The 14,706-nt window shown below is 38.0% G+C and carries 11 protein-coding genes; 10 read left to right on the top strand and 1 reads right to left on the bottom strand.

Annotated elements, in window-relative coordinates; translation table 11 throughout:
• Positions 1-225: 225 nt before the first annotated feature.
• From BMW37_RS08045 to BMW37_RS08015, 7 genes are all read left to right on the top strand, one after another.
• Complete coding sequence (locus BMW37_RS08045; protein ID WP_093317398.1) at positions 226-1,407, top strand: tyrosine-type recombinase/integrase; 1,182 nt, start codon at positions 226-228, stop codon at positions 1,405-1,407.
• Positions 1,404-2,987, top strand: a complete 1,584-nt coding sequence (locus BMW37_RS08040) for a site-specific integrase (RefSeq protein ID WP_093317403.1) — start codon at positions 1,404-1,406, stop codon at positions 2,985-2,987. Before BMW37_RS08045 ends, BMW37_RS08040 begins: the two co-directional genes overlap by 4 nt.
• On the top strand, positions 2,980-4,989 hold the full coding sequence (locus tag BMW37_RS08035) for an integrase (protein ID WP_093317406.1): 2,010 nt from the start codon (positions 2,980-2,982) through the stop codon (positions 4,987-4,989). The genes BMW37_RS08040 and BMW37_RS08035 overlap by 8 nt, the downstream gene beginning before the upstream one ends.
• Positions 4,982-5,458: a protein kinase gene (locus tag BMW37_RS08030; RefSeq protein ID WP_093317409.1), complete on the top strand. Its 477-nt coding sequence runs from the start codon at positions 4,982-4,984 to the stop codon at positions 5,456-5,458. Before BMW37_RS08035 ends, BMW37_RS08030 begins: the two co-directional genes overlap by 8 nt.
• Before the next feature lie 89 nt (positions 5,459-5,547).
• Complete coding sequence (locus tag BMW37_RS15540; RefSeq protein ID WP_093317411.1) at positions 5,548-5,802, top strand: HTH-like domain-containing protein; 255 nt, start codon at positions 5,548-5,550, stop codon at positions 5,800-5,802.
• Positions 5,803-5,857: 55 nt separating this feature from the next.
• On the top strand, positions 5,858-8,053 hold the full coding sequence (locus BMW37_RS08020) for a DEAD/DEAH box helicase family protein (RefSeq protein ID WP_093317414.1): 2,196 nt from the start codon (positions 5,858-5,860) through the stop codon (positions 8,051-8,053).
• A 4-nt stretch (positions 8,054-8,057) separates the two neighbouring features.
• Positions 8,058-10,526: a sigma factor-like helix-turn-helix DNA-binding protein gene (locus BMW37_RS08015; RefSeq protein WP_093317417.1), complete on the top strand. Its 2,469-nt coding sequence runs from the start codon at positions 8,058-8,060 to the stop codon at positions 10,524-10,526.
• Positions 10,527-11,226: 700 nt separating this feature from the next.
• Here the strand turns inward: BMW37_RS08015 and BMW37_RS15940 are convergent.
• A complete protein-coding gene (locus tag BMW37_RS15940) occupies positions 11,227-11,337 on the bottom strand; it encodes a helix-turn-helix domain-containing protein (RefSeq protein WP_093319483.1) in 111 nt (36 codons plus the stop codon).
• Between the two features lie 361 nt (positions 11,338-11,698).
• Here BMW37_RS15940 and BMW37_RS08005 point away from each other — a divergent pair, with 361 nt between their 5' ends.
• The 3 genes from BMW37_RS08005 to BMW37_RS15100 all read left to right on the top strand — a co-directional run.
• A complete protein-coding gene (locus BMW37_RS08005; RefSeq protein WP_093319457.1) occupies positions 11,699-13,015 on the top strand; it encodes a V-type ATP synthase subunit I domain-containing protein in 1,317 nt (438 codons plus the stop codon).
• A 58-nt stretch (positions 13,016-13,073) separates the two neighbouring features.
• On the top strand, positions 13,074-13,724 hold the full coding sequence (locus BMW37_RS08000; protein WP_093319455.1) for a PDDEXK family nuclease: 651 nt from the start codon (positions 13,074-13,076) through the stop codon (positions 13,722-13,724).
• A partial coding sequence (locus BMW37_RS15100; protein WP_218139488.1) for a hypothetical protein occupies positions 13,721-14,706 on the top strand: 986 nt, incomplete at its 3' end. The genes BMW37_RS08000 and BMW37_RS15100, both read left to right, overlap by 4 nt.

Below are 14,706 nucleotides of genomic sequence, written 5' to 3'. Positions count from 1 at the left end.
TTTTAAATGATATAAAATAATTATTGTTAAGTTATTCATAGTTAAATATTTGCATTGCATTGTTTTTAAAGTAATTTAATTGTAAATATAGCCCTTTTAGTGCGTAAGCATTTGAAGGGCTTTTTTTGTTTTAATGATTTTGGTATTTTAAGAAATCGTATAATTTATTATATTGTAAATTTAGAGTTTTTGGGTTATGCTTGTTTTGTCAATAAAGGTGATGTAATGAAAATAGAGCTAGTCACACACAAAACGGGTGAACAAATACCAATGATGCTAGATACTTCTGGTATGCCTGTTGTATTACCCAATGAGTTTATCCTTTCTAGGCGATCCCTTAGTACCAATACACTGGTTCGGAATTTGAGAGAACTGTCAGTGCTCTATCGTTGGCTGGACAAATCAAATTGTGACCTATCTGCTAGATTACTGGCTCAAAACTCGTTCAACGAAGCGGAATTAAAAGGTAGTTTGGTCGAGGCGTTAAGAATCGACCAGGCCAATGGGCATATAAGAGCAGTAGCGCCTAATACCTTTAATCAAAGGCTAACAACTATCCGACTATTTTTCAGTTGGTGCATGGACGTACTGACTAGTCAGCTACCTCTATCTTCCTTGGATTATGAGCGTTTAAGGGAGAGAAAGTCATTTTTGCTAAAAACTCTTGATGGTAGCTTTATGTCTGCAACACCAGTCAAAAAGAGTCTTCAAAAGGGGCTAAATGATGCTGAAGTTGATTTCTTGCTTGCGGTATTGCACCCCGATGCTAAGCAAGGGTTCGGAAGAGATTCTGCTGTAAAGTTCAGAAATTATGTATCTGTTGGGCTGATGTTATTTTGTGGTTTAAGGCCAGGTGAGCTGCTTAGTCTCAGGGTGGAGGATGTCCAGGTTGGTCCGATTTCGTCGATACAGGTTGAACGTAGGCCAGCGGACCCGCTTGATCTAAGGCGACCGAGGCCTCAAATAAAACGCAATGGCCGAGTCATTCCGGTTGAAAATAGGCTTCTTGAATTGGCTTTGAATGAGTATATTGTTACTTGGCGTGAAGTGCTTGAAAGTAAAAGCCAATACGAATCAGACTATTTAATCTTGAGTGATGAGGGGGCGCCTTTGTCGCAATCCTCAATTACACAGTTTTTTCAGTTGTTGCGATTGCAATACGCTGACCACCTTCCTGAAAACTTAACGGCCAAGTCTCTCAGGCATTCATTCTCATCACGGCTTGAGCGGGTATTGCGTGCTTCAGGAATGGATGAGCAGCGCAGGAGAGAAGCTTTAGCCTTGCTGCGTGGCGATAGTAGTTTGGACTCACAAGATATATACATAGCCCAAGAAGTGGAAGAGCAAGCAATCAAGTCACTGAAACGGTATCAGGCTGAAATAATGTCAGGGAAGAAGCTAGAGTGAATATAAGATTATCGAAACCACAGGCTATCGAGCGGTATTGTCCTGAGATAGAAAAATTAATTACCCGTGAAGGAAAAGCAGTTGATATATCCGGTGATACTTGGAGATTGCCGTATTCTGTGAGGGATAATTCAACCCTGAATTTCACAAAGATAATCAATCCCGAAATCAGAGAAGCGCTCAAAGACCATGTTGCCGAACAACTTAAACGAATATCAACACATGCAGGCTATGTTGCATATCAGGATGTCTGGAGAGAGGTTCTGAGATATTGGGGGAGCCCTGCATCTAAAGTTGATTCAGAGTCGCATCTAATAGATCTATTTGAAACCGCTATTAATCGCGCTCGCTCACGAAAAAGGCTATGGGCAATGTACAGGCCCATACAGTGGTACATCTGGAGCGCTGACAACAAGGCAGAATATGGTTTTTCGGAAACTTATGCGCAAGAACTTGAGGCATTAGAATTGCCTGGGAATCCGAAAGGTGAAGCTGTTCGGATGGAAGATCCCGAAAGTGGCCCTCTGCACAAGTCTCTTGAGCTACCTCTCTTAATCAATGCACTTAAATCAGATGATGGGCGAACATTAGAGCATTTGCAGCAGAGGGTTGTAGTTGCCCTTTCCATAGCATTTGGGCGAAACCCTGCTAACTTAACATTTCTCCGAGAGTCTGATTTTGAACGGCTGGCTCCCTTAGGTGATGACCCATGCTACATCATTCGCATGCCGAGAATTAAAAAACGATTTGTAAATCCAAGAGACGATCTTTTGGTTGAATATCTTGATCCACATTTTGGTGCCATGATTGAGCAGTTGATAGAAATCAGTAAATTGGTGCCGCTGAGTTTTGCAAATAGAGCCTTTGTTATTCCAGAAAAGCGACCATTGCTAATTAACAGAAATGGAAATAAAGCGGCCATTTTATCCAAAGATATTGATAACGTATTTAACCTGACGAGTAGCGATATATCACGTTTACTCAGTGCGTTCGTAAAACGCCACAATATTATCTCACCGCTCACTGGTGAGTTAATGTGCGTAACTCCGAGACGGTTGCGCTACACATTGGCGACAGGCTTGGCTGCTGAAGGGATCAGTAAGCGTGAGCTGGCGAGGATCCTTGATCACACAGATACCCAGCACGTGCATGTCTATTTTGAAATGGCTGGTAGAATTGTTGAACATCTAGACAAAGCAACCGCGAAAGGCTTCTCGAAGTACCTCAATTTTTTCAACGGTAGGCTAATCGATAGTGATGAAGATGCTGTCAATGGTGAAAGAGGTGATAAGCATCTAATATTTATCGATGAGCAAAACCCTACAGATCAAGCTGATATTGGTGTGTGTGGCGAATCCAGTGTTTGTCACCTTGATCCGCCCTACTCATGTTATTTGTGTCCAAAATTTCAGCCTTATCGGCACGCTAATCACGAGCATGTTTTGGAATGTTTGCTGGCTGGACGCGAAGAGCGTTTGAAGAAGTACGATAATGCGCGATTAGGCATACAGCTTGATGAGGTAATCGCAGCGGTAGCACAAGTAGCCAAACTATGTGAGGAAGGGGGGCGTAATGTCTGATGGTCGCTCCAACCGCAAGGCCAAGGTTATTCCTTTCGTTGATCGTCTTGAGCGTGACAGGAATGAAAACCTCAAATCTTTAGCCAGCAAAGCAAAGCTAATGAAGTTAGAAGGGTTTGAGTCTGTCGTTTGGGATGCCCCCGAGTGGCAAGTCGTTTCAGGCCGCCTAGTCAGGTTGACTGGTAAAAATACGAAATCAGCCTCTTTTAGTTTTTCGCTATCTCCGAAGCTGGATTCAGAGTCACTAGACGGTTGCTGGGAACTGGTTGCCAAAGCGTTATTTGTGCTCAGGTTCCACAGAAAGCATCAATCAGCACCGAATCAGCGTAATTTCATTACCGCTATTGGATATGTGTCATTTGCAGCTAAACAGCTAGGGCAGGATTTATTTAGGCTTACGCCTGAAGCACTGGATAATGCGTCTGTTTTAATCTCAAAACACTACAGTGATACCACCGCCTACAATCTTCACAAGCATGTTGCAGAGTTTGCGGCACACTGTGATGCCAATGGTTTGTGCAGAGTTTTATTACAGTACAAATATGCAAAAATGAAGCGTCCAGCTGGCACTGGAGGAATAAATCATAAAAGGTTAGATGATCCTGAGGTTATGGAGACGAAGTCAGACAAACTGGTCGATCCCGCTGTATTTCGAGTCATTGGTGAACTGTACTTAAACGTTCCCAAAGATCATAAGTATCGTTTCTATATTCTGATCTTGACACTACTTGCTTCCACAGGAAGGCGGTTTAGTGAAATTTCACTATTACCCGCTCAGCAGCTGTCTTCTGATGACGAAGGTAACCGCTATATCGAATACTTTCCGCGAAAGGCAAGTCGTGGTGACGTATTTACACCAAAACGAAGGCTTTACTTGCCGTCAGAGGTGGCCCCCATCGTTGGTGATGTACTCGTTGAGTTGGCGGAAATTACATTTAAAGCGCGTTTAACAGCAGAAGAAATGTATAAAGTAGGTGGTCCAGACCTAAGGTTTTTGGATAGTATACCTGAAGATAAAAAGCTCTATGCAGCTGATTTGACTGAATTAGGAATCAGTCACACTGTTTTGGGCGCAACAGGTTGGCTCAGGAAACAAAAACTCGCGTGGCCAGATCATAACACATTAACCAGGCAGGTAGCTAAGCCTGCAAATCCCATTTTTTACACTTACAAAAGTGGATTGATTGAATACTGTTTGCGTGATTTCTTTGAAGCATATTTATCTGCTTTCCATACAGACCAATTTGGTAAAGAATATTACCTAAAAGATCTTTTATTCATTCGTCCTCTTGGACTTTCCAGTGGAAGCTACGCTCATTGGCTGGCCACGAGTTGTAGCCAGTCCATGTTTACTACCTTCCTTCGCTATTTTGCACAACTTGCCGCCGAATACGCTTCAGAAAGTATCGAGGTGGATTTTACCAGTCATCATTTCCGTCACACGCTTAATACCCTGCTGGATGAGGGCGGGTTAAGCGACCTGCTACAAACCGAATGGTTTGGTCGTACTAACCCAAAAGATACCAAAGCATACCAGCATACTTCTCGCGAAAAACGAGCGCTGATGCTCCGCGAAGACATCAAAAAAGGCTTGGTAAGTGGGCAGTTAGCTGAGCAAATCAAAGTTGTTCCGGTAGAAGTTCAGGATGCTATTCTGAAAGCGCGAATTCAGGCTGTACATGATGTTGGCACTGGAATCTGTATCCACAATTTCTCTCAAACACCCTGTGAACGTCATTTGCAATGTTCGGCAATCTGCAAAGACTACGTTTGGGTTAAAGACGATAAGGGACGTCTGGATGAGCAAAAGCGCCAGTATGCCCTTACTGCGCTTGCACGAAAAAATGCTGAAAAGCAAATGAGTAGCAACAAGCCGAAAAAAAGCGCTGATTGGCTAGCCCATAACGATAAAAAACTCAAAACATTGGCTACCCAACTGGCCGCAAACGGGGTTGAGCACTTTGATCCCGAACAATATCTAAAGGAGATAGAGCATGGTTAAGCGCTTTAGACGCATGTCTGATAGTGACATCAAAACAATTGTTGCTGATTTGGATCGCTGGGCACTGGGCGAGCTTGGATCAAAACTAACTTGGGCTGTGCTAGAAGAACGTTTTGGCTTTAGTCGCCAATCGCTTCAAGCTAAATCTGAGATTAAGGCTGCTTATAATAACGCTAAACGTGCTCTTTCAGGCGGGCTGGTAAAAACTAAAGAACTGGTAACTAAAGAGGCTGAAGAGCTTCAGGTCGAGGTAGAACGTCTCAAAGAGGAGCTAGAAGCTTTCAAGCGAAAGGAAGAGCAGTGGCTGCGTCGCTGGCAGCAAATCGCCTTTCATGTGCGGCAGAAAGGCTTACAGATGGCCAGTGTTGATAGGGCGCCGCCAGAAGGGGCAGTTCTACCCTCTAACACTGAATCCGCTCAGATTCTCCGGCCGTTTGATAAAGAAATACCGCCATCAGGCAGAGTGTAAGTGATTGATATATAGTTTAATTAAGGTTGATGTATTTTCTATATAAATCAGTTAAATTGTCAAGTGCCTAGAATCGCACAGGCTGAAAAATGAATAAAAACAAGATTTGCGAGCGAATCAAGCAGGTACTAGCGGATGCTCCTCGTAATCAATATACAGCTGAACTTTATCTGCAAATGATCAAATACGATAATGATCTGAGGAACATTACAGCAAAAGAGTTTTGTGAAGGGTGGTTGCGAAGCAGCTTCGGTGCGGAATTTAACAAAATGTGCAATCTGACTCGGTGTTTGAAAGCCGTAGGACTAAACCCTAAGCATCTATCACGACGTTTTAAACGTTGACATTGAAATTGAATAATCTGATTAAACGATTTAAGCTGACTAAGAGGCTATTGAAATGGTAAAAGACTTTAAAGATATTGACCAGTTAGCACCTGCAGATTTCGAGATTTTTGTTAGGGACCTATTTCTTGCCTCCGGTTGGTCGGATGCTGAAATTACAAGAGTTGGAAGAGAATTTAAATACGGTGATGGTGGTGTGGATATCTTTGCTTACAAAGGAAAGAGAAGATTTGCTATCGAAGTTAAGCAACGGAATTTGAGCACTACAGTTGACGTAAAAGCCCTAAACCAAATTGTTACAGGTGCTAAGTTAGCAAATGTGTCTAACAAGATATTGGTTACCAATTCATACTTCACCTCAGAAGTTAAAGCGCGAGCATTACGCTTAGGTGTAGAGCTTATTGATCGAGATGAGTTACAGAATCTTTGGGTAGTAAAACACTCAGAAATTGGTCGGGATATTAAACCAAGGAAGTACCAACAATATGTCATTGATGAAGCTTTGCACAAATATAATGCAGGAAAAAATAAGATTTTGATTGAAATGGCTACAGGTTTGGGGAAAACCTATACAGTAGCTCATCTAATAAAGAGGCTAATCCATGAGTCATCTGAGCGACCACGGATTCTCTTTCTTGCTCATCAAGTGGAAATTTTGCTTCAGTCAGTTACTGCATTTAAAAATGTCTTAGGTATTGGGAATTACAGTTTCTCTGCCTGCTTTTCTGGAACGAAGCCAGAGGACACAGATTTTGTATTTGCATCATTCGATACGTTGTATGGCCAACTGGGGAGTCTATGCAATAATTCATATGATTTTATCGTTGTCGATGAGGCGCACCATACGGCGGCAAGAACATATTCCGAAGTTGTCACCCTATTTAAGCCGAAACTGCTGGTTGGTTTAACCGCCACGCCATATCGAGCAGATAACAAAGATGTAATATCTTTTTTTGGTGGGGCAGATGGGCATATTGGTAAATTCGATTTGGTTTGGGCTTTAAAGCATAAGAAATTGGCATTTCCTAGATATCTCGTCCTTCTTGATGATCTTGATCAGGATAAAATTAATCAATTAGAAAGTGGGCTATCCATTTCTGATTTGGATAAAAAATTATTCTTGCATAAAAAAGATCAGGAAGTTGTTCGTATTGTTGAGAAAACTGTTGAAGAACAGGGGATACAGAGAGTAAAGGGAATCGTATTCTGTAGAAACATCCGCCACATGTACCACCTTATAGGTTTTTTTCAGCTCGGATCTGCTACTCTTGTACATTCAAAAATGCAGGATCTGGAAAGAAGAGAAAATATTAGAAGTTTTAGGGAGGGAAATGTTAAGTATATATTGGTGTGTGACCTATTTAATGAGGGCATTGACATTCCAGAAACAAATCTACTTATTTTTATGCGGTATACGGGCTCCAGAACCATTTGGCTTCAACAGTTAGGGCGAGGATTAAGAAAAACACCCAATAAAGACTATGTCCATGTATTGGATTTTGTAGGGTCTCTTGAGAGGCTTAACGAGGTGAAAGAGCTTTCTAGGTCTATCGATAGAATGCCTGTTGATAGAGAAAATCTAATTGATGATGCGGAGGAGCCGGAAGTAAATAGTGTCTTTCACGATATGGCACTGGATGTCAAATATAGTGAAGAAGCGGCGAAAGTCCTCAAATTGATCGAGAATATGAAGCTAGAACTCAATAGTCGTGAATTGTTATTGGAAAAGCTGCGACGGTACAAAGAGATAAATGAGTCAATTCCAGATATTTCAAATATAGAGAATTGCCTAGAGGACGTGGGCTTAGATCAGATAGCTACTCATTTTGGATCTTATTATGGCTATTTAACAGCCGCATTTGATGGTGATTTCGACAAACAGGAAATGATCTTAAGGATGAAAAAATATATAAGTGGGTTTTATGAAGATTATAAACTGGAACCTAGTTTGAAAGCAATTGCAGTTCATTTTACTGTGAATCATCTAAATGAGTTTACTGAGAAGGATATTAAAACACTGATTCCTGAAGCAAGTGAATTTATCCGCGAAGTTACGCCGAATGTCCCTACTAATTTAGGAGAAAACAGTTCAATTTCTGGCGCTCCATCTCCTTGCCCAATAATCGAAAAGTACAGAAATAATTTATTATCTCGTTTAGATGTGAAAAAGCTTTCTGACGCTGAAAGAGATGAGATTATAAAGAAATACAGTTCTATTTCTGTGTTTTTGAAGAAATTAAAGAGTTATTAAGAAAATGGATTTTGTTACTATTGATATCCGCCAAATAAATTTGGATAGTGCTGTAAAAAAGTTAATTAAGTCGATTCTATGTGATAATGCTGACACTTTGCCCAAAAAAAGGGACTTGTGGGAGATTATCGAAGATATGAGCATGGATGATTTCATGCTGTTAAAAAGGAACGTTTACTTTGCTGACTTTCTTAGGTTATTTGGTGTGGAATTTTCGCCTAGCGGGGATACCTGTAGTGAATTTAAAGATAACACTGAGAGCGTTGGTCATGTTGATAATAGTGATAACGATATGATTAAATCAAAGATTGGAAGTGATATCAGCCTTGATTTGGGGATAATAAAAATACCCTCGCTCGTGACAAGGCTTGATGATTTGATATTGCCAAATAGATTTTCGAAACTGGTTAAAAGATTAAGAAATATCAGTTCATTTCATGAATCATTCCATCTTGGTGAAACTTTGGGTGATCTTGTTAGTTTGAGCACTTCTGATATTGCTTGTCTTCCTGGGGTTGGATTATCTTATGTGGAAGCCTTTAAAGAGCTTAAAATATTAGCCAATACTGCGGATGAGATTGATATTGAGGTTGATAATTACGCACCTTCTGATAATAAAATTAATCTTGGAAAAGTAGATACCAGTAATATGAGGCTATGTTTGGGAGGGGTAGACCAAAAATTTGCTAAAGCGTTGGAGAAGTACGCTAGATACATTGGTGCTGAGGATGTTGCAGAAAATTTGGATGACATTCTTAGTTTTAATCGGAGTAAGTTGCTTGCTTTACCGGGCTTTGGAGAAAAAATAGTACATTGTCTGATTGAGTTCAGAGATGTTGTTAGAAAAGAAATTGAGTCTATTTTAGCAGGCAATATTAACTATCAGGAATTTGAATCTTCGTTAATCTCCCCAAAGGTATTTAGTATGGTCCCAATTGAAAAAGCAGAAAAAATCTTGCTGGAGGATGTCGATAATTTCATTGATCGAATTGAAGATGATGAGGCCGACATTGCCCAAAAACGCTGGGGATTTGTAGAGGACAAGCAGACATTAGAGCAGATAGCCTCTAACTTTGATGTTACAAGAGAGAGGATACGTCAAAAAGAATCAAAGATAAACAGCAGTTTTATTCGGCATTTGCGTATTCATCCGAAGGCTATGTGGCAGCTTATAGAGCCTGAGCTATCCAGCAGTTTTCGCACTAAATTCAATAAGGTTTTCTCATGTTTCACAGAGGAAAAGGACTTTTACGATTTTTTAAGCTTGATTTGTGGGCAGACTAATCTTTTTGAGTATGTTTACCCTGAGCTAGACAAAACTATATTAAATATTCTTTTTGCGGAAAATGGTGCGCCACTCCATCTTGATGATATTAGAGAGTACATTTCGCAACTAAATTTAAGTGAAATTAAAAATATCGATAACGCTATTTATTTTTTGGAGAAGCGTGGCGTCTTGCTTATTGATGGCGAGAATATTTGGCCGAGGCAGCTTGGAAAAGCTGAGGCTAGTGCATGTATTTTATTTCATCTTGAGGGTGGTCTGCCTTGGTTGGATGTAGCTAGACTGGTGAATGCTAGATGTTATTCTAGGACTGATATTTACGAGGATCGCCTAGATAATGAGGCTTTTAAGTTGCCGGATTACATATATTTGGCCGGTAAGGGTGTATATAGACATACAAGATTTATTGATGTTGAATCAATATCGCTGGACGATATATTTATATCGGTGATGGAATATGCTCAATCAGATTGCAGAGACGTTTTTCATTTGATGGAATGCTATCAAGCTTCCGCTGGGCTACAGGCATACGATTATTTTATAATTAGGCACTTGGTAAAGCATTTCGGCGAAGATTATGGATTTTACTTTTATGGTCGTTCACAATCCGATTCCGTGGGGTTGAAAAAAGGCTTCAAAAATATTACACAAAAAGATGTAATTATTGAGGCAATGAATAGAAGTGAGAGGCCTTTAACAAAAACAGCTATTGCTAACTTACTGAAGAGCAAAAGTAGTAATCATGCTGCATTTTATCTAGATGCTTTGATTGAGGACGGTAAGGTTGTTCAGGTAGACAGGATGCTCTACACTACACCTAGCTGCGCATACAAAGATATTGTTGTAGATGACTACGTAGTTGAAATCGGTATAATATTGAATAAATACCAAATCCCTGTAGAGTCATCTATTATAAAAAAAGAGCTAAATAACCGATTTTTAAAGTGTTTCTCAAAGTACTTTTATGCATCGATTGCACGACTTTATGCTAGGGATCAAGGGTGGTTCAGAAAGAACAGTTTGTATTCTATTAATGAAATACCATTTAGAAATTTAAAAGCAGTCATTGAAAACGTTTGTAATTTGGAGTTTTCGGTAAATGATAATATCGAGTTTCTCCAGAAGCATGTAGCTATCACTAAGGAATCAGCTACCATAGCGCTTTATAATTGGCGTAATAGCCCCTAGTGCATGAATTAAATTCATGCGAGAATGTTGATATTCCTGTGTTTCCTATTTGGTGCGAGAGTCAGGAATACGAAAATTACGCCTATGGAACGTAAATTGCAAGGAATTATAGGTAACTCTATCTCAAATCGAGCAATAGTTTGGATTTAGACTTGGCTTGAAGTATCATTAGCTGTTGATGGCAAGAACGGAAAATGGATTGTAATTCAGCTAGATCTTGCTGAAATGCGATTCAAGGTTTGGTAGAAGCAACAAACCTTCCAATATTCGCCTTTTTGATTATGGATGTTGAAGCTACCTGAGTTGGTCAGGTGCTTTCGCTAAAAGTGTTAAGATTCTATCTTTACGCTTGGTGTCTAATAACCCTAGAGTACCCTCCCAGAAAGTTGACAGCATTGGAGTTAACTTAACATTATTTAATATATTTAACATTAAATAAATTTTTTTCAATGGTTTAAGTTATTTTTTAACTAGTTTATGTGAACAACCTTTTTAATTTTATATTTTGTAAAGTGCATATTAAATACCAGTACATAAAACTAAGTGTTTACTCAGTTTTATGTACTCTAAACAGATCTCAACCTAAATCATATCTGGATATTGTGCTCATTTGGTTTGGACTGCACTTTGATTCAAGCACCGTTTCTACCCCCAAGTACAGTTTTGGGTCAATTTTCTTTTTGCAATTCATTCTTAATCGTCATTTCTGATGCTCAGATAATGTGTAACAACCATTTTTAAATCGATTACGTTTTATCTCTCTGGATATTGTTGATTTATCAACCCTAATCTCTTTAGCGATGTCTAATATTGCATAATCTTATTTAATTTAAAGGGAAATCTTGGGATCTTAAACCTGCGGTTAGTTGCTTATATTTGATTATTGCCTTACTCGTTTTTGTTCAGGAGTTTAAGGGGAGATCTGTAACTAACCGGCTTTCTAAATTAAGACTTAGTGTTGAACTTATTATATGAATTCCTTGCCTACTGACTTTAAATGATAATTTATTTATTGACTAAAATTCGCTTACGATTTAGTTGCTCAAAAAATAATATAGTGTAACACCCCTTGACACACTCAGACATTACTATGTTATCATTCAATTTTTTTAAAATCCCTAAATATTTGTCAAATGATGATTACTATACCTTTCTCAATTTGAGCCTAATTTATGAATGAATTAATTAAACGTCTTGAAGTTATACAACTAGCATTATCTTTGAGTGATAAATCATTGATTAATTCACAATTAGAACCCTTAATTTCTCATCCCTCCAGTAGCCATATTCAAGATATTATTGATACATTACAAAAGGCTGAATTTAATCATGCACACAAATTAATTAACGAGTTTATAACTAAAAAACATGGGCTTATTGAAATTGAAAGCATTGAATTATCAACATTAAAACTTGAATTAATACAATTAGACGAATCAGTTCAATGTCTTAGAGATAATATAGGTGAAATCACGTTAATTATTGATGATTTCAATAAAGAACATCAATATTATTTGGGAGAATTAATCAGCGAAATCTTAGGGATAAAGAAACAGATCGCCGATTTAAGGCTCAAGCAATTTGAGTTAAAGCATCACGTAATTAAAAACAAGCTATCTCAAAAAAACAAGCAAATTAATGAAATAAAAGAAAAAATTAGAGAACTAGAACAATTATTGGAAACAACTGAATTTTTTAGTGACGAATACGAAACCATCAAATTAGAAATAAATTCTAAGAGTAGTCTGTTAAATCAAGCAAAAATAGAATTTGATGTGTTGTACGAAAAAGCAAAAATTGAAAATGATATATTTGAATCTAGTGAATCGGTAAAACAAGCTAGAGAAGAGCAAAAAGAATCTGAAAATGATTATAAAAAATATCATGCGGAAAATGATGATGAACAAATTAAACGTAAACCTCAAAGTGAGGAAGCAAAAAAACGGTTAAAAGAACTATACCGTAAAGCCTCAAGATTGTGCCATCCCGACAAAGTAAAAGATGATATGAAATCCTATGCCCATGAATTAATGGTTGAAATTAACAAAGCCTACAATACAGGAGATATTGAACGATTGCAGGAATTATTAATGAGCGCTGAAAATGGTTTTCTTGTGAAAACAACATCATTTTTATCTCTCGATATCCATCAACTCAAGCAAAGCATTAAAGAGCGCAAAGCTACATTAGCTAGCCTTAGCTCTCAATTAACGGCATTAGAGACCGATTCAACATGGTGCCTTATCCAAACTATTGCCAATTGGAAAGAATATTTTGACATTCAGATAGCAAATTTAGAACAAACTAAAATTAAACTGATGTCAGTAAGCCAAGAGCTTTCTTTATCGATTGAGCAAGAGAAGATTACTCTTGAAGAGGAACTTAAGCACAATCACCTGCAAAATGAAGTAGCCGAGCCGACTGAACAATCAAACCCTATAAAGAATTCAACATCACCAAACGACTCATATTGGAATTCTGCTTTTTAGAAAAATTAAAATTTGTACGCAGAGTGAACTAATTTATTAAACCCTATTGAGCAAAATCATGTCGGTATTCATCCTTATTATCGTGGTTGTAATTATTAATTATTATTGCTTTCATGTTAGAAAGCCTGATAATAAAAATCAAGACACTAATACCAAAAAACAACCCCCTCCAAAGAAGTACCAAGAAGTAACCACACCTACTTCTAAGCACGCTAGAAATGATTACTTTCAAAAATTAGGTGTAGAGTATGAAAAAAAGGTAGGGAAAAAATTCGAAGAATTAGGATATTATGTTGTTTATAATGGATTGATAAAAGGTCTTTTAGATGAAGGCGTTGATTTAATTGCAATTGATTTTAAACGTCAGGATATTCATTTAATTCAATGTAAAAATTGGAAAAAAATGGTGATGACCCATGAACTTTTAGAAAAAGTGTATCGAAAATTGTCTTGTTTCAATTTTCATCCTGCTAACTATGCAGCTGACAATTTAGCAAGTTATCAGCAAATAAACAATCCCTACCATAGCCAGGTTGATATTACACAAATAGAACCAGCTAAGTATACGATTAGAAAGTCATTATACATTTCATATGACAGGTCTGTTCACATGGAAAATGGCCAATATCTCACTATGATGGGCGTCGGTATTTTTAAATATAAAGAGATGAAAATCGTAACAACGAATATTTTAGAGGAATTCAAATGAATAAAAAAAATGAATTGACAGTCTCTGCCTTATCTAATGAGTTGACATTACTTAAAGCGCGTTCACTAATCGATATCACAGCTAAACTGATTAGTTCCTCCTCGACAATAGCAAAAGGCATTTCTTCTGAACTAAGTATAAATAACGAAAGACAATTATTACTTGATTTTTTATATAGCAATAAAGACCGTTTTAATTTAGGTCATTTTTGTGGTTCGCTCAGTGAAAATCCTAATGTTTGGTGGTCACTAAAATTACTTGAGAAATTTGAAAATGAGTGGAGTTGGATGCGTTTGGCTAATAATAGTTCACTACCGTGGTCATTAGTGTTGCTTGAAAAATTCGAAGAAAAATGGAATTGGTATACAATGCGTTCTATATCTAGTAACAGTAAACTGCCATGGACAATAGAATTAATAGAAAAGTATATAGATAAGTGGGATTGGTCAAGTTTGAGCAATAATGGCTCACTAGCGTGGTCAATAGAATTAATAGAAAGGTACATAGATAAATGGGATTGGTCAAGTTTGAGCAAGAATGACTCACTACCGTGGTCAATAGAATTAATAGAAAAGTATATAGATAAGTGGAATTGGTCAAATTTGAGTAGTAATCACTCACTACCGTTGTCTATAGAATTACTTGAAAGATTCGAGGACAAATGGAACTGGGATGCGGGTGGAGTGGGTCTAAATGAATCACGTCCATGGTCAATTGAATTGTTTGAAAAATACGAGAATAAGTGGGACTGGTGTTGTTTGAGTTTCAACACATCACTTCCGTGGTCAATTGAATTGCTTGAGAAATACGAGGATAAGTGGGACTGGGATACTTTGAGAATCAACACATCACTTCCGTGGTCAATTGAATTGCTTGAGAAATACGAGAATAAGTGGTTTTGGCAAGATGACGATCATATGTTTTGTTTGAGCATAAATGAATCACTTCCATGGTCTATTGAATTACTTGAAAGATTCGAGAA

It is taken from the genome of Thorsellia anophelis DSM 18579 (assembly GCF_900111395.1).
GTDB classification, from domain to species: domain Bacteria; phylum Pseudomonadota; class Gammaproteobacteria; order Enterobacterales; family Thorselliaceae; genus Thorsellia; species Thorsellia anophelis.
Note: the sequence above shows the minus strand (reverse complement) of the source record. Positions and strands in the feature narration are given on the sequence as shown.